The organism is Peribacillus sp. NPDC076916 (genome assembly GCF_050269675.1).
Taxonomy (GTDB): Bacteria; Bacillota; Bacilli; order Bacillales; family DSM-1321; genus Peribacillus; species Peribacillus aracenensis.
The window spans coordinates 29,469-49,026 of the sequence record NZ_JBNNIU010000016.1; the positions used below are offsets into that span (position 1 = coordinate 29,469).

Annotated in this window: 19 protein-coding genes; 13 read left to right on the top strand and 6 right to left on the bottom strand. The window is 41.4% G+C overall.

What is annotated here, in order from left to right; genetic code table 11:
- Positions 1-132 precede the first annotated feature (132 nt).
- Positions 133-1,767: a PucR family transcriptional regulator gene (locus ACQKFG_RS25290; RefSeq protein WP_427563822.1), complete on the top strand. Its 1,635-nt coding sequence runs from the start codon at positions 133-135 to the stop codon at positions 1,765-1,767.
- A 111-nt stretch (positions 1,768-1,878) separates the two neighbouring features.
- On the opposite strand, the gene yhfH (ACQKFG_RS25295) is transcribed toward ACQKFG_RS25290, so the two are convergent.
- From yhfH (ACQKFG_RS25295) to yhfH (ACQKFG_RS25315), 5 genes are read right to left on the bottom strand one after another with little or no spacing between them, the layout of a single operon-like run.
- Positions 1,879-2,019 carry a protein YhfH gene (gene yhfH / locus ACQKFG_RS25295; protein ID WP_098371755.1) on the bottom strand — a complete coding sequence of 47 codons (141 nt, stop codon included), beginning with the start codon at positions 2,017-2,019 and terminating at the stop codon, positions 1,879-1,881.
- Between the two features lie 29 nt (positions 2,020-2,048).
- Positions 2,049-2,186, bottom strand: a complete 138-nt coding sequence (yhfH, locus tag ACQKFG_RS25300; RefSeq protein WP_192207483.1) for a protein YhfH — start codon at positions 2,184-2,186, stop codon at positions 2,049-2,051.
- A 29-nt stretch (positions 2,187-2,215) separates the two neighbouring features.
- Positions 2,216-2,353, bottom strand: a complete 138-nt coding sequence (gene yhfH, locus ACQKFG_RS25305; RefSeq protein ID WP_076372630.1) for a protein YhfH — start codon at positions 2,351-2,353, stop codon at positions 2,216-2,218.
- 29 nt (positions 2,354-2,382) lie between these two features.
- A complete protein-coding gene (gene yhfH, locus ACQKFG_RS25310) occupies positions 2,383-2,520 on the bottom strand; it encodes a protein YhfH (RefSeq protein ID WP_192207484.1) in 138 nt (45 codons plus the stop codon).
- A 43-nt stretch (positions 2,521-2,563) separates the two neighbouring features.
- Complete coding sequence (gene yhfH / locus ACQKFG_RS25315; protein ID WP_427563826.1) at positions 2,564-2,698, bottom strand: protein YhfH; 135 nt, start codon at positions 2,696-2,698, stop codon at positions 2,564-2,566.
- Between the two features lie 512 nt (positions 2,699-3,210).
- Between yhfH (ACQKFG_RS25315) and ACQKFG_RS25320 the strand changes: the two genes are divergently transcribed.
- The 10 genes from ACQKFG_RS25320 to ACQKFG_RS25365 all read left to right on the top strand — a co-directional run bounded on the left by ACQKFG_RS25320 (position 3,211) and on the right by ACQKFG_RS25365 (position 14,927).
- Positions 3,211-4,101 carry a diacylglycerol/lipid kinase family protein gene (locus ACQKFG_RS25320; RefSeq protein ID WP_192207486.1) on the top strand — a complete coding sequence of 297 codons (891 nt, stop codon included), beginning with the start codon at positions 3,211-3,213 and terminating at the stop codon, positions 4,099-4,101.
- 472 nt (positions 4,102-4,573) lie between these two features.
- On the top strand, positions 4,574-6,607 hold the full coding sequence (locus ACQKFG_RS25325) for a Na+/H+ antiporter (RefSeq protein ID WP_192207487.1): 2,034 nt from the start codon (positions 4,574-4,576) through the stop codon (positions 6,605-6,607).
- Between the two features lie 120 nt (positions 6,608-6,727).
- Positions 6,728-7,252: a GNAT family N-acetyltransferase gene (locus tag ACQKFG_RS25330; RefSeq protein ID WP_427563829.1), complete on the top strand. Its 525-nt coding sequence runs from the start codon at positions 6,728-6,730 to the stop codon at positions 7,250-7,252.
- 164 nt (positions 7,253-7,416) lie between these two features.
- Entirely contained in the window at positions 7,417-8,802 is a 1,386-nt protein-coding gene (locus ACQKFG_RS25335) for a protoporphyrinogen oxidase (RefSeq protein WP_427563831.1), read from the top strand.
- Between the two features lie 624 nt (positions 8,803-9,426).
- Positions 9,427-9,969 carry a helix-turn-helix domain-containing protein gene (locus ACQKFG_RS25340; RefSeq protein ID WP_192207490.1) on the top strand — a complete coding sequence of 181 codons (543 nt, stop codon included), beginning with the start codon at positions 9,427-9,429 and terminating at the stop codon, positions 9,967-9,969.
- 63 nt (positions 9,970-10,032) lie between these two features.
- Entirely contained in the window at positions 10,033-11,142 is a 1,110-nt protein-coding gene (locus ACQKFG_RS25345) for an ABC transporter ATP-binding protein (RefSeq protein WP_192207491.1), read from the top strand.
- Complete coding sequence (locus ACQKFG_RS25350; RefSeq protein WP_192207492.1) at positions 11,132-11,935, top strand: ABC transporter permease; 804 nt, start codon at positions 11,132-11,134, stop codon at positions 11,933-11,935. The genes ACQKFG_RS25345 and ACQKFG_RS25350 overlap by 11 nt, the downstream gene beginning before the upstream one ends.
- Before the next feature lies 1 nt (position 11,936).
- Positions 11,937-12,740 carry an ABC transporter permease gene (locus ACQKFG_RS25355; protein ID WP_192207493.1) on the top strand — a complete coding sequence of 268 codons (804 nt, stop codon included), beginning with the start codon at positions 11,937-11,939 and terminating at the stop codon, positions 12,738-12,740.
- On the top strand, positions 12,737-13,810 hold the full coding sequence (locus ACQKFG_RS25360; RefSeq protein ID WP_427563835.1) for an ABC transporter substrate-binding protein: 1,074 nt from the start codon (positions 12,737-12,739) through the stop codon (positions 13,808-13,810). Before ACQKFG_RS25355 ends, ACQKFG_RS25360 begins: the two co-directional genes overlap by 4 nt.
- A gap of 226 nt (positions 13,811-14,036) precedes the next feature.
- Positions 14,037-14,927 (top strand): foldase protein PrsA, encoded by an 891-nt coding sequence (locus tag ACQKFG_RS25365; RefSeq protein WP_349730359.1) that lies wholly within the window; start codon positions 14,037-14,039, stop codon positions 14,925-14,927.
- Positions 14,928-15,209: 282 nt separating this feature from the next.
- Here ACQKFG_RS25365 and ACQKFG_RS25370 read toward each other — a convergent pair whose 3' ends face one another.
- On the bottom strand, positions 15,210-15,752 hold the full coding sequence (locus tag ACQKFG_RS25370; RefSeq protein ID WP_192207496.1) for a YtxH domain-containing protein: 543 nt from the start codon (positions 15,750-15,752) through the stop codon (positions 15,210-15,212).
- A gap of 169 nt (positions 15,753-15,921) precedes the next feature.
- Between ACQKFG_RS25370 and ACQKFG_RS25375 the strand changes: the two genes are divergently transcribed.
- Together ACQKFG_RS25375 and ACQKFG_RS25380 are read left to right on the top strand one after the other, a co-directional pair.
- Positions 15,922-16,386 carry a MarR family winged helix-turn-helix transcriptional regulator gene (locus tag ACQKFG_RS25375; RefSeq protein WP_427563837.1) on the top strand — a complete coding sequence of 155 codons (465 nt, stop codon included), beginning with the start codon at positions 15,922-15,924 and terminating at the stop codon, positions 16,384-16,386.
- On the top strand, positions 16,387-19,503 hold the full coding sequence (locus ACQKFG_RS25380; RefSeq protein WP_427563839.1) for an MMPL family transporter: 3,117 nt from the start codon (positions 16,387-16,389) through the stop codon (positions 19,501-19,503). It abuts the gene before it with no gap.
- Positions 19,504-19,558: the final 55 nt, after the last annotated feature.

The following is a 19,558-nucleotide window of genomic DNA, read 5'->3' on the forward strand; positions in this document are numbered from 1 at the left end:
GGTCCTTTTTCTTGTACCTGCTCGAGCTTTTTGTAGAATTTTGACGTTAGATTTTCTAACAAGTGTCTGGAGATTTAAGGGTTGTCCGTTTATAATAGATTTTAAAGCAGTTTTATAAAAGGATGTGGACGGATGAATACATCGATTACAATCGAGGAAATTCTAACACGCAAGCATTTCAATCTGACGGATATAATTGCAGGTAGCGGTGGGATAAAGCGTCAAGTGAAGTGGGTACACTGTATGGAAGTCACCCAAATCAGCCATTTGTTAAATGGAAATGAACTGATTCTGACTACAGGTTTAGGGTGGAAGGATTGCGATGACACATTTCTATCCTACTTAAGACAGTTAATTGAATGCGATGCAGCTGGACTCTGCATAGAGGTTGGCGCTGACACCATGGCCGTGCCGCAATGTGCCATTGATCTCGCAAATGAACGGCAATTCCCTATCATCCTATTTCATGAAGAAGTTCCTTTCGTAGAAATCACACAGGATATTCATTCCCTTATCATCAATAAACAATATGAGATGATCTCCAACTTAGAAAACTACTCCCAGCAGTTAAATAAAAATCTCCTCGAAATTGACCATTATGAACCAATTCTAAAATTTCTCCACAGCTATTTAAATGTACAGGTTATTCTTATCTTTAATGAAAATGAAATAGCAACCATTCCAAAAACCAAGAAAAAAATAACCTTTCAAATGGTAGCGGACATATACGAAGAGAAGCGGAAATTAAATAAAACCGTTCTTGGACAGCCGATTCAAGTGCTCGGTGAAAATTATGCGGAACTGCTCATTTGCAGCAACGACAGAGAGTTGACTGATTTTGATTCTCTGATCTTGGATCGAACGGCTACCGCATTGGCGCAGCATCTATTAAGGGAGTTATATATAGAAGAAAAGAAAATGTCGGAAGAAAGTAAATGGCTTACAAATTGGATTGAAGGTGAATATAGTGACGAAGCAATCCGGGAGAGGCTTTCCTATCTTGATCCGAAAATGCAGTTGGATGGCGGAATTGTTTGCATTTGCAAACCACACCCAAAATATAATAAAAGTTCCACAAAATTAGATGGAACCTATTTTAAGATAATGTTTAGAACAGTTTTTGAACAATACGGATTCCAGATATTTTCCATGGAAATACATCAGCATCTTGTTTTTATTTTAGGTGATAATCGTTCATCTGAAGATTGGAAATCAAGGGTCACAAGCGCGTTGGATCGAATCATGAAAATGGATGTAAGCGGGCGTAATCGCATGGGTCTGCTTTCCATTGGGTTTGGAAAGCATGTTCAAAGGTTAAGTGAGATTTATAAAAGTTATGAAACGGCCCGTGAGACTTTGCTGCTTCAGGATACACTACCAGAGGATAACAGAAGCTTCTTTTATCAGGACTTACATATGCATCGCATGATTTCGCTCATAAATAAATATGGTAATCTGGGGGAAACGGTGTACGAATATTTAGGTCCGGTCATTGAGTATGACAAGCAAAACAATGGTGAGTTAATGCCTACCTTGAAGACCTATCTTGCTTGTAACGGTTCCAAACAGGAAACATCGAAACAACTATTCATTGTCCGGCAAACACTATATCATAGGCTTGAAAAATTGGAGAAACTGCTAGGTTCAGATTTTATGCGTTCAGATAAGCGTCTAGGCCTTGAATTCATGATTTTTGCATTGGACTTTTTACAATACAGCAGCGGGCAGGTAAGTGGGAAATATGTAGACAAATATATTGGGAGATAAAAAAATAAGAACGGCCGAAGGGTGTCCCGGGGACATCCTTTTTTAATGCAAGAAGGGATTAATGCTGACATCAAAATGGCATAAATAGCTTCTTGATGTCAGCATCTTTTATTAATATTCATCTTTTTTTGAAAGGCAGCGGTCACATTCCAAGAGGTAGGATTCAGCTTGTTCAGTAATATGGGTCCCGCATTCCGAACATTGTTTAGGTGGCAGAGTCCTGAAGAATTCCAATGGGTTTTTAGTTTGCATGATGATTCCTCCTTATGATTTGGTTTAATTTATTCTTCGTGTTTGGAAAGGCAGCGGTCACATTCCATTAAGTAGGATTCAGCTTGTTCAGTGATATGTGTCCCGCACTCCGAACATTGTTTAGGCGGCAGCGTCCTGAAGAATTCCAATGGGTTTTTAGTTTGCACGATGATTCCTCCTTTTTGATTTGGTTTAATCAGTCTTCGCGTTTGGAAAGGCAGTGGTCACATTCCATTAAGTAGGATTCAGCTTGTTCAGTGATATGGGTTCCGCACTCCGAACATTGTTTAGGCGGCAGAGTCCTGAAGAATTCCAATGGATTTATAGTTTGCATGATGGCTCCTCCTTTTTGATTTGGTTTAATCAGTCTTCACGTTTGGAAAGGCAGCGGTCACATTCCATTAAGTAGGACTCAGCGTGCTCAATAATATGGTCACCGCACTCGGGGCAATGTTTAGCAGGGATATTGTTAAAAAACTCAATGTTTTTTTTCATTTGCATGATATTTCCTCCTTTTTAATGGTAGATATATTTTCCGATCGCTTTATTCTTCACGTTTGGAAAGGCAGCGATCGCATTCCATCAGATAGGAATCTGAGTGGTCCACATGTGTTTCACCACAATCCGGGCAATGTTTAAATGAATCGATTATGAATAAATCTGATTTATTTGCTTGCATGTCTCGCTCCTCCTCTTTATAGTACAGTTTTCGCTGTTTGCTTGTTGTTGTAATACAGTATATACCCGAATTTGGAAATTGTATAGGTATTTTACAGAAAATTTGAAATTTTTTTCATGATTAGTGTGGAAACCTTATAGGAAAGGGATTTAACATCAATTTATTTTTGTATTTTTCTTTATGGCAAGTAGAGAATGGAAGAAATAATGCTTTTTATGAAAGGAAAAAACAAAGAGCGAAGTGAAAGGGACAGACAATTTTCAATTGGTTGTGATAGATATAATGTAACAGATGTGGAACAGGAAAGTTCAGTGATCAGTGAATGCCTGTTTCACAGCTATGTAACAAATCAGAGCTTGTTTTAAAATGATGCAAAATTCAAGTGGAAGGGGATTATTTGTAAGTTACTGGGGGAAATGCTTATTTAACAATCAGAAAAAATGTCCGTGTGGTTTTAGTACATCAGTAAAGAGGTAACTTGCTAATAGAAGTACAATCATGGGAGGTAGCATATGTCGAAAGCGATGATTATCATCAATCCATCTTCAGGTAAGGAAAAGGCAGGGAAGATTTTGCCGAAAGCGGAAAAGGCCCTTGGTGAAATTTATGATGAGGTAAGCGTTTGTAAAACGGAAGGAGAGGGGGATGCTACCGATTTTGCTAAGGAGGCCTGTGCAGAAAGGTTCGATGCTGTCATTTCCATGGGTGGGGATGGAACGGTGAATGAGATAGTGAATGGCTTGGGCGAGCAACAACATCGGCCTATTTTCGGAATTATTCCACTAGGAACCATTAATGATTTCGCGAGATCTTTGGGAATACCTTTGGATCCGAATGCAGCCATTGAGATATTAAAGGATATGCATATTAAGGAATCGGATATAGGAAAGATCAATGACCGTTACTTCATGAATGTGTTGGCAGTAGGGGCGATCGCCGAGGCTACCTATAATGTTACCGTCGAACAAAAAACCCGTCTAGGGTCTTTTGCATATTTCATTGAAGGAGCAAAAGCGATCATTAAAAAGACTCCGTTTCCTTTAACGGTTGAACATGATCAGGGAAAATGGATAGGCGAGGCACATTTACTAATTGCAACAATGACTAACTCTGTCGGCGGTTTCGAACAACTTGCACCAGAGGCGGAAGTAAATGATGGAAAGCTGCACACATTCATCATTAAGGATTTATCTCTTCCTCTCATCGTCAAGATCATTCCCAGTTTAATTAAGGGGGAGATCAAGGGGCATGACGAAGTTGAATATATTAAAACATCCAAGCTCCATTTAGCCACATCAGAGGAATTGGCAGTCAATATCGATGGCGATGAAGGCATCCTTCTTCCCTTCCAGGCAAACGTACTGCACAAACATCTTCGCCTCTTTGTCCCGGGAACTAACTAAGTTTTTTAGTCAAAGCTTATGTGATGTCTTTTCACAAGGCTGTTTTCGCATACTTTGTTGCTATTTACCAAGTAAAGCGGTGTGGTTGCTCCTCCAGATGCTCGCTTTCCGGGGCTCACCTATCCCGCTGCTCCCGCAGGAGTCTCGCACTTCCGCTCCAATCAATCTTAAATCGATTTGTTTTAAAAACAACAATCTTTACGAAAAGAGCCTTTCACAAAGACCCTTTTCATTCATCATGCGGGAAAAGCTGATTATGGTTAGCCAATCAGCTTTTTTCTGTTTTATGCGTACCCAAGTTTGTTGATGGAGTGGATTTTGAATACATCCAATCTTGATCTTCATGATATTCTAACAGGTATCATTATTCAGGAGGATTCTAGGTTAGAATAGTTAATGCATGAATGAATGGGTATAAATATGTTACGCTTATAGTTATGAGAATAGATGAGAGAGGAAGTTTGATGTTTGTATGGAGTTTTTTCTTGTTATATTAGCCCTTCTTATATTGATTGGAGTGTCTAATATAATTAATCATTTTATACCCTTTATACCTGTACCATTAATACAGATAACACTGGGTGTCATATTGGCACTTTTACCCTTGGGAATGCATGTTGAGATGGAGACGGAATTGTTTTTACTACTATTCATCGCGCCCCTATTGTTCAATGATGGCAAAAATGTACCCCGAACAGCACTATGGAAGTTGAGAGCGCCCATTCTAATGCTTGCTCTGGGCCTTGTATTCATAACGGTTTGGGCAGGAGGGTATTTGATTAATTGGATGATCCCTTCGATTCCATTGCCGGCAGCTTTCGCTTTGGCGGCCATTTTGTCACCTACAGATGTTGTGGCAGTGAGCGCTTTGGCGAGTCGGGTCAAGTTACCGAAGAGCATCATGCACCTTCTCGAAGGAGAAGGACTAATGAATGATGCCTCAGGTCTAGTTGCCTTTAAGTTTGCCGTTGCGGCTACAGTCACTGGTGTTTTCTCCTTAGTCGATGCAACCTTCAGTTTCATATGGATTTCAATTGGTGGGTTTGTAGGTGGAGCAATACTTGCTTTCATCATTATCAGGCTTCGTGTTGTTCTTCGCCGTTTAGGGATGGAAGACGTCACGATGCATATGCTGATCCAAATCCTAACTCCTTTTATTATTTTCCTCGCTGTGGAACATTTCCACCTTTCAGGGATTTTAGCAGTCGTGGCGGGGGGAATTGTCCATGCCGTTGAACGAGATCGGGAAATATCACCAACCGTGGAACTTCAGGTCGTTTCAAGAAGTACATGGTCCGTCATTTTATATATATTGAATGGCCTTGTATTCGTCTTGCTTGGCTTGCAAATCCCAAGCGTTGCGAAAATTATCTTTCAAGATCCAGCCTTCAATAATGGACAAGTGATCCTTTATATCGTGGTCATTACACTTTTCCTCTTCGCTTTACGATTCATTTGGCTTACGGCTGCCTGGTCGATTGGCTGGATGACGAAAAAAGCAGGCGCCCAAAAACCGGACTTCAAAGCGGCCGGAATCATTACCATTTCCGGCGTTCGCGGAGCTGTAACGTTAGCGGGTTCGTTTTCGATTCCGTATGTGTTGGCGGATGGAAGTCCTTTTCCTGAGCGTTCGTTAATCATTTTCATAGCAGCAGGAGTCATTTTGCTGACCTTGATTGTTGCGAGTGTATTTCTGCCAATCGTGGCACGGTCCGAAGAAGAGGAAGTGGTGGACAAGCAGGCTGACAAAACGAAAACTGCTGCCATTCACTCACATCAAGCGGCTATTCGGGTGATTGAGTCACAAATGACTGATGAAAACCGGGAAGCGGCTTTAGCAATCATTTCGAGGTACTGTACCAAGATCAATGAATTATCCTATGTAGAACAGGAGAAAGAACCAGCTGCATTAAGGGAAGAAGAGAAGGATCTTCGCTTCAAGGCCCTTGAAGCAGAGCAAAGATTCCTGGATAAGCTCATTAAGGATGAAAAAGTGGACCGGGAGACGGCGTATATATGCAAGGAATACATCCAGCGTATGGAAAGTGCCGTAACAAATCGACTGAAGTTCCGTTTTTTCAGGTCAGTAACGCTTTTCAGAAGAAGTATGCTGAGGGTTTTTAAATTATTTTTCCCTAATAAAAGAGAAATAAGAAAAATCAATCTTGAGAGATTGGAAAAGGTCAGGGATCTTAAAATCAGGATGTATAAAGCTGCCATCCAAGAGATACAGGCCGGAATTACAGCCGATAATCATAAGACATCCTCGATGATCATAGATGAGTATAAAGTGCTTATTTTAAAATGCAAACGTGAAAATAGAGGCCGGACCCCGAGTAAAATGGTCGATTATGAAAAAGAGCTGTTCTATAAAGCGATCCAGGCAGAACGGGACGAAGTGCAGGATATGTTTGAAAAACGAGTAATTTCCCGAGATGTTGCCAACATACTCCGCCAGCAGATCAATTTACGGGAAGCACTAACAATCAATGAAAATGCACATTGATTAACTTAATGAGCACTGCCGGTATATTCGGCAGTGCTCATTGCGGTTTTGTGAAGGGAATATCGGACGGGTCATCGAATCATTAATGTATCCAATAATTGATGATAGAGGGTGTGCTTAATGAACCAGGACAAGGAAAACGAAACCATCATCTTAACGCCTTATTTACCGGAACATCTTCACCAGCTTTCCCAGTTTTATTTACCGGATACACAAACTCCTTTTTCAGCTCTGCCCGAAGTGTCACTGAAATATTGCCGGGAAGATTGCGACAGGCATCCTATCGTAATATTGGCTGAAGGTATACCAGTTGGTTTTTTCGTTTTACACATTGGCGAGAACATCGCCCCTTTCACCAATGATGAAAAAGCGATATTACTCCGTGGATTTCTTGTTGATCAAAACCATCAAGGTAAAGGGGTTGCAAAAAAAGCCTTGCAAAACCTTCCGGAATTCGCAAGAGCGGTTTTTCCAAACAAGGATTCGATCATTCTGGCAGTGAATGTCATGAATGTGATTGCAAAATCGCTATATGCGAAGTCGGGGTATCAGGATACAGGGATCCAAAAAGAAGGCAGAAGCGGGTGGATGGAGATAATGGAGTATCGATTAGATACGATGAACAAGGAAGAAGCGAATAACTAATATTGTTTGATTTAGACTTTTCCAAGAGGAGAAGTCTTTTTTTGTCGAATTTGTTACAGGTTTCTTTACGAAACCAATGAATTAGAAGTGCCGCTTTTAATAATGCCGCGGCCTTATGGTACACTTTAATTAATGCAAAATTCATTAATCGAGGTGTAGTCCTAATGAAAACAGTCGTAGTCGTAGGTGGAGGCATTACCGGTTTATCAACGATGTATTATTTACAAAAAACAGTTAAAGCGAGGAGTCTCTCCGTACGATTGATATTAATAGAAGGAAATGAGGAACTAGGCGGTAAAATAAGGACAGTGCACAATGGTCCATTTAAAATTGAAGCGGGTGCCGATTCGATTGTCGCCCGGAAACAAAATATAAAACCATTTATTAAGGAATTGGACCTAGAGGATCAAGTTGTCTATAATGCAACGGGAAAATCCTTCATCCATACAGATGGGATGCTGAAGGGAATCCCCGAGGATGCCCTATTCGGAATACCAATGAGCCTGGAGTCGCTGGCGAAAAGCGATCTAGTTTCTGCCCAAGGGAAGGTTGACGCCTTAAAGGATTTCTATACAAAAAATGAGACGTTTACGAAGAATGACTCAATTGGTTTATTTCTTGAAAGCTTCTTAGGTAAGGAATTGGTGCAAAAGCAGATATCGCCTGTCCTATCGGGTGTTTATTCAGGAAAATTAAATGAATTGACCATTGCCAAAACACTGCCAGAGATGCTGGATTATAAAAATGAATATGGCAGTATAATACGGGGTCTATCGGAAAATAAGCAGAAATACCAAAGCAAGGGAAATAAGAAGTTCCTTTCGTTTAAAAATGGCTTATCAACATTGGTTGATCGAATTGAGGAAAGCCTCGATCTGGTGGAAATTTCAAAAGGGGTCAGCGTGGAAAAAATCGGAAGAAGAGATGAAGGATATATCATTTCATTGGCAAACGGTGAAACGCTGGAAACAGACTTCATCGTATTGAGTACACCGCATACAGTTGCCCATAAATTATTGGATGATCGGGAGTTGGATGAGGACTTCGACGGCTTGTTCAATAGTTCGATGATTAGCGTTTATCTTGGCTTCGATATCCCGGACAGCAAGCTTCCTAAAGACGGGACGGGTTTCATTGCAGGTGATAATAGTGATTTGATTTGCAATGCATGTACATGGACTAGCCGAAAATGGGAGCATACTTCTGAAAACAGTCAGCTTTTAGTAAGGCTTTTTTATAAAAGCTCTAGTCCGGACTATGAACGCTTACGGTCCCTTACAAACCAGGAGTTGATCCAGGTGGCTTTACGCGACATTAAAAACAGTCTAAGCATTTCCGCGGATCCAGTAACGAATGAAGTGACGAAATGGCATGAAAATATGCCGAACTATCATATTAAACATCCACAAATCGTTCAATCACTGGAGGCGAAAATCTCCGAGAATTATCCAAATGTTTTACTTGCGGGCTGTTCATATAATGGTGTCGGAATACCGGACTGTATTGCTGATGGGGAAAAGAAAGCGCAAGAGATATGTCTGAAGTTGTAAAAGGGGGCTGCCAGGTGGCGGTCTCAGACTGTAGACAAACTCGAGGAAAAATATCATCTACTGTTTTTTGAGTGTTTGTAAAATGGAACGATGATTTCCGCTCCGGGCACTCGCTTTCCGCGGGCGGTCCGGGAGCCTCCTCGGGGTGCACTTGCGCCTGCGGGGTCTCCCTGGACGCACTTTTCCCGCAGGAGTCTCGTACCTTCCGTTCCAATCAACTTTGTTTTAACTTTTAGCGGTACGATTGCACCAGCTATGATAATAATATCTAAGAATTACAATTGGAAAACGTATTGGAAGAGGACACGAAACATATTTGCCGTTCTTTTTTAGCAATGTACGGAAAGAAAGGATCATCAAAGGTTTGACACGTCACATTTGGCAAGAATACGTGGAGGAATCACGAGAGGTAATTATTTCTATACCCTGCTTTGCTTCATTTCCAATAGTAAATCAGAAAGGACAGCCCATGTGGCGGTCCTTTTTTTGCATGACTGGAAATTCCGTTTGAAGTTTCCCGCATTTCCTGTATAATGATATTCGTAAAATTAAACTGGAAGTTTACTTATACAAAACTTTAACTACTGTGGGTTTACTATAAGTAAACCGATTGAGGGTAATGGGATGCAAATTGGAAGAAAAATAAAGAACCTTCGTTTGAAAAAAGGGTTGACCCAGGAAGAATTGGGGGAAAGAACGGATTTAAGCAAAGGGTATATTTCACAGTTGGAAAGGGATCTGAGTTCCCCTTCAATTGAAACTCTTTTCAATATTTTAGAAGTACTCGGCTGCAAGCCGAAGCAGTTCTTCGATGAAGAGGATCAAGTCCAAAAAGTGGTTTATGAAGAAGAAGCACAAACATTTTTCATCGATGAAGAACGCGGGTATCAAATCCAGTGGCTCGTGCCTGAATCGAATGAAAAGGAAATGGAACCTATTCGATTGACTCTCCAGGAAAAAGGGGAGTTTAAACAGTTTGAACCATCCCTGTCGGAAACATTCGGTTATGTATTAAGCGGCAGAGTCATTGTAAAGCTTGGTACACATACGTATTTCGTCAAGGCAGGAGAATCGATTTATTTTCATGCTTCAGATGAACATCAAATCATCAATGATTTTGAAGGTCCGTCAGAGTTATTACTCGTGGTGACGGAATCATACTTATAGAATCCAAAACAAATGCAAAGGTTGGAGATTGATGAGTAAGGTAATGGAGAGAGGGAAGAAGCTATGGCAAACGGGAATATAATACGCTTCGATCAGGTTACGAAGCAATTTGATGATGATACGGTAGTTCTCGATAATGTGAGTTTTGAAATCGAGAGAGGGAAGTTCTATACGCTTTTGGGTCCTTCCGGATGTGGGAAGACCACGATCCTTCGCTTGATTGCTGGATTTACGGAAGCCTCCAAAGGTGATATTTACTTTGAAGGAAAAAAGATCAATGATGTGCCAGCCAATAAAAGGCAAGTGAATACGGTATTTCAAGATTATGCACTTTTTCCGCATTTAAATGTGTTTGAAAATGTAGCATTTGGTCTTCGAATCAAAAAAATGAAGAATTCGGAAGTGGAAATCAAGGTGAAGGAAGCCCTCAGTTTTGTCAATTTGGAGGGGTATGAAAAACGGGAGATTAGGGAAATGTCCGGCGGTCAGCGGCAAAGGGTGGCGATTGCCAGGGCAATTGTTAATGAACCGGAAGTTATCCTTCTGGATGAACCGCTATCTGCCCTCGATTTAAAATTGCGTACAGAAATGCAATATGAATTGCGGGAGCTGCAACAGAGGCTTGGAATCACGTTTATCTTCGTCACTCATGACCAAGAGGAAGCATTAGCGATGTCAGATGAGATTTTTGTCCTTAACAAAGGGAAAATTCAGCAAAGTGGAACCCCTACGGATATTTATGATGAACCGCTGAATCGGTTCGTTGCCGATTTCATTGGTGAGTCTAATATTGTAAAAGGAAAAATGATTGAAGATTATCTCGTGGAATTCGTCGGCAGACAGTTCGAATGTGTCGACCAAGGATTGAACAGTAATGAAGCTGTCGATATTGTCATCCGCCCGGAAGATTTAGAGATTACTTCCGTCGACCGCGGAAAACTGCAAGTTCGGGTGGGCTCCCAGTTATTTCGCGGTGTTCATTATGAAATCAGCTGTTATGACCATGATGGGAATGAATGGCTTGTCCAATCAACGAAAAAAGTGGCAGTTGGAGATGAAATAGGTCTTTATTTCGATCCGGAGTCGATTCATGTCATGCGATTGGGTGAGACTGAAGAAGAATTCGATAAGCGTCTGGAAGCGTATCATGATGGAGAAAGTCATGAAGAATAAATTATCCAGGAATATTTACTTCATCCCATATGTCCTATGGATTGCTTTATTCGTGATTGCACCCATTTTGTTAATCCTATACTATTCCTTCTTTGACATTGAAGGCAATCTATCATTGATTAACTATCAAAAGTTCTTTACACCAGTATATTTAACAATGACATTAAGCTCATTTTGGTATGCATTCCTGATTACAGGAATATCCCTTTTAGTCGCTTACCCAACCGCATATTTGTTAACGAAAACAAAGCATAAGCAGCTGTGGCTTTTGCTGATCATCGTCCCTTCCTGGATCAATTTACTTTTGAAGGCTTATGCCTTCATTGGTATTTTTGGCACATATGGTGTGGCGAATGGTTTTCTAGAGGTTGTAGGAATCGGAAAGCAGCAGATTCTCTTTACGGATTTCAGCTTCATATTCGTTTCGGTTTATATTTTCATCCCGTTTATGATCTTACCGATATTCAATGCGCTTGATAAAATGAATCCAACCCTTGTGGATGCGGCTAATGACTTGGGAGCTTCCCGTTGGATGACATTCCGCCGTGTCATTTTTCCATTGACGTTAGATGGTGTAAAGACGGGATGCCAGGTAGTCTTCATCCCGGCACTTTCTTTGTTCATGCTTACAAGACTGATTGCCGGTAACCGCGTCATTACGCTTGGTACGGCTATCGAGCAGCACTTCCTTGTGACACAGGATTGGGGAATGGGTTCCACAATCGCGGTATTTTTGATTATTATAATGTTCCTGATTATGTTTGTAACGGGTAACCGAAAGCAGGGTGTGTAAATTGGGCAATAAATTATCACCAATATCAAAAGCGTTTCTCGTTTTGATTTTTATCATACTCTATGCACCGATTTTCTTTTTAGTCTTTTACTCCTTTAACAGCGGTGGAACGATGTATGACTTTAAAGGGTTCACGATGGAGTGGTACAAGGAACTGTTCCAAGATACAAGGCTGCTGATCATTGTATTGAATACACTTGTGATCGCTTTATTATCTGCACTGATCTCAACGATCATAGGGGTGATGGGGGCGATTGGTATTCGGTCCTTTACGAGCAGTAAAGCTAAGAATACGGTATTATCATTGAATAATGTATTGATTGTCAGTCCCGATGTGATCATCGGTGCTTCCTTCCTGATTTTATTCACAATGGCCGGGATCAAGCTTGGATTCTACTCGGTACTGTTGTCGCATATCGCCTTCAGCATCCCGATCGTAGTGCTGCTGGTCCTTCCGAAACTTCAGGAAATGAGCCCTACTTTAATTGATGCCGCTAGAGATTTAGGGGCAAGCCGGTGGGATGTATTGACGAAGGTCATCCTTCCATACATCTTACCAGGTATCTTTGCTGGTTTTTTTATGGCATTGACATATTCACTTGATGATTTTGCGGTTACGTTCTTTGTGACCGGTAATGGTTTCTCCACTCTTTCTGTGGAGATCTATTCATTGGCCCGCCGTGGGATTTCATTGAATATCAATGCACTATCGACACTGCTGTTCGTCGTGACACTGCTGTTGGTTGTCGTATATTACTTTATAACTCAACGTGTAAGGCAAACGGGAATGGGGGGGAAACGATGAAAAGGCTTATCCAAATGTTTTTGATCATTTCCCTCATATCCGCTTTGCTGCTATATGCGATTTCAAGATTGAATTCATCGCAGGGGTTTACGAGCAGCAATACGCTTACCATCTATAATTGGGGCGATTACATCGATACGGATTTAATCGACCGTTTTGAAAAAGAAACAGGTATAAAGGTCATTTATGAGACGTTCGATTCGAATGAGGCCATGATGACTAAAATCGAACAGGGCGGTACGACTTATGATATTGCTATTCCGTCTGAGTATATGATCGATAAGATGCGGCAAGAAGACTTGCTGATTCCCTTGGATCATTCCAAGCTTCCGAATTTGAAAAACATCGATGAGCGGTTCATCGACCTGCCATTCGATCCGGAGAATAAATATTCCGTCCCTTATTTCTGGGGAACGGTTGGAATTGTTTATAATTCCAAGATGCTCGGTGGCAAAGAAATAACGGCCTGGTCAGATTTATGGGATAAAGATCTAAAAAATGAAATCCTTTTGACGGATGGCGCTAGGGAAGTGATGGGCATGGGTCTGAACTCTTTGAATTATTCATTGAATGATATAGATGAAGAGCACCTTCAAGAGGCAAAATCCAAACTTGATGCCCTCACCCCGAATATTAAGGCGATAGTAGGAGATGAAAGCCGCATGCTATTGGAAGCCCAGGAAGCGGCGATTGGCCTTGTTTGGTCGGGAGTTGCTTCTGAAATCATGGCTGAAAATGAAGATCTCGAATACGTTGTTCCAAAAGAGGGGTCCAATTTATGGTTTGATAATATGGTCATCCCGAAAACAACTAAAAACGTCGATGCGGCTCACCAGTTCATCAACTTCATGCTGGACCCGAAAGTTGCAGCACAGAATGCTGAATATGTAAGTTACTCTACACCCAATAAAGCAGCACTGAAATATATGCCTGAAGAAGTGGTGAAGGACGAACGTTTCTATCCATCGCCGGAATTGACAAAGAAACTCGAAGTGTACGAAAACCTTGGGAAGAAAAACTTGGCCCATTACAACGAACTCTTCCTTGAATTCAAGATGCATCGTAAATAACAAGAAGAAAAGCATGGTGTAGGAATTCCCTCCGTACACCATGCTTTTTCGTTATGGGTAATGATCAACCAAATCAATGGTAGCAAGATGAAATACTCTAAAATATCTGTAGGGATATAAGTATGTTAGTATAATGATGGGTTAGTGCATATTGAAAGTTGTAAAATCTTAAGGATTAATTAATATTCACAAGCTATCATGATAGAAAAATTAAGGGAGAGTATTCATGAAACTATTAAGAAGCACGAAGGCATATATTTGGGCAGGGAGTATTTTGATCATTGCCGGGATCATGGCATTTGCGATGATATCATCAACGGATAAGACAATGGCGAGTATCGATGGCGAGAAAATCAATAAGGATGAGCTGTATGACGCGCTTGTTGCAGGGTACGGAGCAGATACTTTAGACCTGTTAATTACGAATAAATTGGTTGAATTGGAAGCGGAAAAAGCGGGAATTAAAATTAAGGATGAAGAAATCCAGAAAGAAATCGATGTTATGGCTGAGTCCTATGGTGATGAAAAGTCGTTAAAAGAGCAATTGGAAGCAAGCGGCTCTTCCATGGATGCCTTAAAAAAGGACATCGTGGTTTATCTGCAAACGAAAAAACTGGTTGAACCGAGAATTACCGTGACGGACGATGAAATCAGTACGTATTTTGAAGACAATAAAGAAACATTTGATCAAGCTGAACAAGTGGAAGCTAGTCATATTTTAGTCGAAGACGAAAAAACGGCTAAAAAAGTTGCGAAAGAAATTGCAGAAGGCGGTGATTTCGCTAAATTGGCAGCTGAATATTCCACTGATGCACAAACGGCGGATAAGGGCGGAAGCCTAGGGTATTTTGGGAAAGGTGATATGGTGAAAGAGTTTGAAGATGTTGCCTTTGATCTTGATATAAATAAAGTCAGTGATCCAGTCAAATCCGATTATGGGTACCATATCATAAAAGTAACCGGTAAGAAGGAAGCAAAAAAGGCTAATTTAGAAGACAGTAAAGATGTAATTAAAGAAACGCTTCTTTCTGAAAAATTACAAGAGGAATATCCCGTTTGGTTGGCTGAAGTGAAAAAAGACCATGAGATAACGAATAAATTGGAGGACTCTAACTAAGGTTATCAAGTGAAGTAATCTATGAAAAAACAAAAGGGTTCCGAAAAATGTACCTTTCATCAAATGTTCCCGAACCTATGACCCACAGTTTGTAGACTTCTATCTAAATCTTATAACAGAGTTGATTGGAGAGGAAGATACGAGACTCTTACGGGAAAAGCGCGTCTAGAGGAGGCTCCACGACCGCCCGGGGAAAGCGAGTGCCTGGAGCGGAAATCAACATCCCAATTGTACAAGCGATAAAAAAAAAGCTGAGGCATCATGCCTCAGCTTTTTTTTATATTAGAAGTTGGATGAAATGGATTTTTGATTGGATAATCCTGATTCTTTAACGATTTCATCACTCTCTTTTTCACCTTTATCATTATCGGCTTTCAATGATTGTGAGGGTGTTTCTTTCAGCTGTTTACCGGCAACGACCACTTTTGAGCTGATGTCTTTCAATTCACTTGTTGCATCTTTAGCTGTACCAAGGGCATCAGTGGAGATATCCTTTACTTCGGATACTCTACCCACCACGTCTTCATTAACGGTTTCATATAGTGTTTCAACGTCATTAATTGCCTCTTTAATCGTCTCTGTTGCCCCTTTGACTCCTGATACCATCTGTTCCTTCATTTCGCCGGGATTTTCCTTGACCTGTTCAATCATATTCATGGAGTTGTCTTTTAAAAGGACGGCTGAACGCTTTACTTTATTTCTTGTATTGGAGTCAAGCAAGGTCAACGCACCACCAACAAGCCCCCCAATCAGAATCCCTTTTAAGAGTTTGCTATTCGGTTGAGTTTCGATAGTTGATTGATTTTCGATAGTTGATTGAGTCATTTATAGTTCCTCCTTTAGAATAGTAGATTGTTTGCTTACTTTGGGTTTTCCCTTATTTACCATAAGATAAACTGGAAATAATAAACTATCTTGGGATTGACATAATAAATAAAACAATAGTAATCTACATATAGTTAAATGACTGAACTACTTTTCAGGAGGTGCAACGATGTCTAATGACAAAGTTTCTGGATTGATTGATCGATATATGAGGGTTTCCTTCTATGTCAATAAAATGGGTGAGCTTTTAATAAAAGATCAGATTTGTGGTGTGCTGACGAATGAACAATATTATACTTTACGGTTCATTCAACAACAGCGGTTGTGTACATCGACGGAAATCAGTGATGCCTTTTATATTAATAAGAGTGCCGTCACGTCCAACATCAACAGGCTGGAAGGCAAAGGATTGATAGAACGGGAACAGGACCTGGGTGACAGAAGGGTCTTTCACTTGAAGCTTTCCAAAGAGGGGGAAGCATTGTTACAGGAAACGGAAAATAAGATTTATAAATTGGTAGAGAGCATCATGACGAAATTCGATTATGAAGAGATCGTTAAATTCCTTGATACATATGAGAAGCTTTCACAAATTTTCATTCAAATGAAAAATGAGGAATGGGAGGAAATATAAATGAGGGGGATCATAAAGGGAAGATGGCTGGTCATTATCGTTTGGGTTGCAATGACAGCAGGATTATTGTTTGCGGCACCGAATATGGCGGAACTTGTCCGGAATAAGGGACAGCTGGATGTACCGGCAGAGTATTCCTCCGGGATGGCCAATGCGCTAATGAAAGAGATCCAGGATAAGGATGAGTCACAAGTGGCTCTCGTATTCCATGGTGATAAGAAGTTGACTTCCTCGGAATTGAAAGAGATTGAGACAGCGGTCCAAAAGCTTGAAAAGAATAAAGCGGAGCTTGGTATCAAAGAGGTCATGACCCATTTTAAAGAGCCCTCGCTAAAAGATCAGTTGGTCTCGGAAAATGAATCAACAGTTTTGACTTCCATCACGATGGTAAAGGGGGACCGAGAAGCTAAGGATGTGATCGATGCCCTTTATAAAGAGTTGGAACAAGTGGATGTCGAGCATTATTACACAAGCAGCTGGATGATCGATGAAGATCTTAATGCCAATTCCCAAGAGGGGCTGAAGAAAACTGAAGGCATCACGGTTGTCTTCATTCTGGCAGTATTGCTGATAGTCTTTCGTTCAGTGGTGACACCGATCATTCCGTTAGTGACAGTCGGTTTCACTTATTTATGTTCACAATCCATCGTCTCATTCCTGGTGGATAAATGGGACTTTCCGATTTCGTCTTACACCCAAATATTCCTGGTAGGTATTTTATTTGGGATCGGGACTGATTATTGCATCTTGCTTCTTAGTCGCTTCAAGGAGGAGCTATCGTCACAGGAGTCCTTGCCTGAAGCAATCGTGGAGACATACCGAACCGCCGGCAAGACTGTCTTCTTCAGTGGGCTGACCGTTATGATTGGCTTTGCGGCAATCGGTTTTTCTACTTTTAAGCTCTATCAATCTGCGGCGGCCGTTGCCATAGGGGTTTTCATTTTAATGATCGCCCTTTATACGATCGTTCCATTTTTCATGGCGGTTCTTGGCAAGAAGCTATTTTGGCCGGCAAAAGGGAAGCTTGAGCATAGTGAAAGTAAACTATGGGGAATTCTGGGTAGCTTCTCCTTGAACCGCCCATTGTTGGCGCTTATGATCGTGGCAATCGTCTGTGTTCCCTTTTTGTTTATGTATGATGGGAAGATTTCATATAACTCTCTTGAAGAAGCGGGCGATGATGTTCCTTCCATCATGGCATTTAATATCATTTCCGATGAATTCGGGCCAGGACAATCCATGCCAACACAGATTGTCATAAAAAATGACGAACGCATGGATTCGGAGGATTACATCGCACTTGCTGAAAAAATCAGCCAGGAAGTCGTCAAGGTGGATGAAGTCGATGTAGTTCGTTCCATGACCCGCCCGACAGGTGAACCCATTAAGGACTTATTTGTCGCGAACCAAGCCGAAACTTTGGAAAAGGGAATCGGGGAAGGAAATGAAGGCATTAAACAAATCAGTGATGGATTAAAGACGGCAGGCAGTGAGCTTTCCGATTCAGGACCGCGCTTGAAGCAAGCGACGGATGGAATAGGGGGTCTCATATCAGGCACCAATGAATTAAAGAGCGGCGTAGGTCAGGTGGAGAAGGCGTTAACAAGCATTGAAGCAGGCATTCGCGATGGTTCCTCAGGGACTGGGGATATAAAAAACGGCCTGATTGAGGTCAAGGCAAACTTGGAAAAGCTCGCTGCCGGAAGCGGACAGCTCCTCGAAGGCTATAAACAATCAGCTAATGGGTTAAGTGAGCTTACAGGGGGATACAAAGAGATTCAAACTAACCTTACGGGCGTATCACAAAGCCTTGCTGGTTTAAATCCTTCTTTTGAGCAAATGGAAGCCGCACATCCAGAGTTACAGGCTGATCAGTCCTATCAAACGATCAAGCAAACGGTGCAAGGGGCACAGGGTGGCTTGGAGCCCATGGCAGCAGGCCTTTCGGAACTCAATAGGAATCTTGGTTCAGTGTCAGGCGGTTTGAATACGGCGAATCAAAATATGGCAGAGATCGTAAAGGGTCAAACGTCTCTTGGGGAGGGCCTGAACCAATTGATTTCAGGCGTTGACACTTTACAAAAGGGTCTTAGCACGATGGCCAATGGTCAGGGGGAAGTCATAAATAACCTGTCAGGATTTAAAGGAGGACTTACCAGCTTAAGTAATGGGCAGCAAGAGCTCCTAAATGGTTTTTCAAGCCTCGGCGGACAACTTACCGATTTGACAGATGGCTTAAATGAAAGTGCGGATGGTCTGAATGAAGTCCATGATGGACTATCGTCTGCACAGGGTTATTTATCAGGACTGGCAAAAACGGATAAAACGGTAACAGGCATGTACATTCCCAAAGAAGTAGTGGAAAGCGAAGAATTCGGGGAGGCATTGAACGCGTATTTATCTGAAGATGGTAAAATCATGACAATGGATGTGGTATTCAAGGCAAACCCATATTCCAATGAAGCAATCGAGCAAATCGATTCGATCGAGGCAGCCGTTGAAAGAGTAACGAAAGATACAAAGCTTGAAAATGCGCAGGTGGCGATAGGGGGAATCACAAGTACGCATCATGACTTGGGCATGATGTCTGAGGAGGATTTCTCACGGACGGTCGTTTTGATGCTGTCGGGTATCGCAATCATTCTCTTTTTCATGCTGCGATCCCTGGTCATGCCGGTCTATTTGATTGTGTCGCTCGTTTTGACTTATTATACAGCGGCCGCCATTACAGAGTTGATTTTTGTTAATATTCTCGGTTATGCCGGCATCGGCTGGGCAGTTCCTTTCTTTGCTTTCGTCATCTTGATTGCTCTAGGCATTGACTATAGCATTTTCTTGATGGATCGCTTTAACGAATGGAAAGATAAACCGGTCAAGGAAGCAATGTTACTGTCCATGAGAAAAATGGGTACGGTGATCATCTCAGCAGCTGTCATTCTGGGTGGAACCTTTGCTGCCATGATGCCAGCAGGAGTTTTATCGCTCTTGGAGATAGCCACTTTAATTTTGGTGGGGCTTGCTTTATATGCGTTTGTCATATTGCCATTGTTTATTCCTGTTATGGTTGCGACGTTTGGTAATGCGAATTGGTGGCCCTTTTTGAAGAATAAGGAATAAAGGAAGGGAAGTACCCATTGAATGAAAGAAGGCATCCGAATGGAATGCCTTCTTT

What these genes read in the sequence shown, in the direction of transcription:
- ACQKFG_RS25330 (WP_427563829.1), top strand. Translation starts at nt 6,728, where the DNA reads ATGAACCAGGACAAGGAAAACGAAACCATCATCTTAACGCCTTATTTA.
- ACQKFG_RS25290 (WP_427563822.1), top strand. Translation starts at nt 133, where the DNA reads ATGAATACATCGATTACAATCGAGGAAATTCTAACACGCAAGCATTTC.
- ACQKFG_RS25335 (WP_427563831.1), top strand. Translation starts at nt 7,417, where the DNA reads ATGAAAACAGTCGTAGTCGTAGGTGGAGGCATTACCGGTTTATCAACG.
- yhfH (WP_192207484.1), bottom strand. Translation starts at nt 2,520, where the DNA reads ATGCAAATGAAAAAAAACATTGAGTTTTTTAACAATATCCCTGCTAAA.
- ACQKFG_RS25360 (WP_427563835.1), top strand. Translation starts at nt 12,737, where the DNA reads ATGAAAAGGCTTATCCAAATGTTTTTGATCATTTCCCTCATATCCGCT.
- ACQKFG_RS25350 (WP_192207492.1), top strand. Translation starts at nt 11,132, where the DNA reads ATGAAGAATAAATTATCCAGGAATATTTACTTCATCCCATATGTCCTA.
- yhfH (WP_076372630.1), bottom strand. Translation starts at nt 2,353, where the DNA reads ATGCAAACTATAAATCCATTGGAATTCTTCAGGACTCTGCCGCCTAAA.
- ACQKFG_RS25380 (WP_427563839.1), top strand. Translation starts at nt 16,387, where the DNA reads ATGAGGGGGATCATAAAGGGAAGATGGCTGGTCATTATCGTTTGGGTT.
- ACQKFG_RS25320 (WP_192207486.1), top strand. Translation starts at nt 3,211, where the DNA reads ATGTCGAAAGCGATGATTATCATCAATCCATCTTCAGGTAAGGAAAAG.
- ACQKFG_RS25370 (WP_192207496.1), bottom strand. Translation starts at nt 15,752, where the DNA reads ATGACTCAATCAACTATCGAAAATCAATCAACTATCGAAACTCAACCG.
- yhfH (WP_098371755.1), bottom strand. Translation starts at nt 2,019, where the DNA reads ATGCAAACTAAAAACCCATTGGAATTCTTCAGGACTCTGCCACCTAAA.
- ACQKFG_RS25340 (WP_192207490.1), top strand. Translation starts at nt 9,427, where the DNA reads ATGCAAATTGGAAGAAAAATAAAGAACCTTCGTTTGAAAAAAGGGTTG.
- ACQKFG_RS25325 (WP_192207487.1), top strand. Translation starts at nt 4,574, where the DNA reads ATGGAGTTTTTTCTTGTTATATTAGCCCTTCTTATATTGATTGGAGTG.
- yhfH (WP_427563826.1), bottom strand. Translation starts at nt 2,698, where the DNA reads ATGCAAGCAAATAAATCAGATTTATTCATAATCGATTCATTTAAACAT.
- ACQKFG_RS25365 (WP_349730359.1), top strand. Translation starts at nt 14,037, where the DNA reads ATGAAACTATTAAGAAGCACGAAGGCATATATTTGGGCAGGGAGTATT.
- ACQKFG_RS25345 (WP_192207491.1), top strand. Translation starts at nt 10,033, where the DNA reads ATGGCAAACGGGAATATAATACGCTTCGATCAGGTTACGAAGCAATTT.
- ACQKFG_RS25375 (WP_427563837.1), top strand. Translation starts at nt 15,922, where the DNA reads ATGTCTAATGACAAAGTTTCTGGATTGATTGATCGATATATGAGGGTT.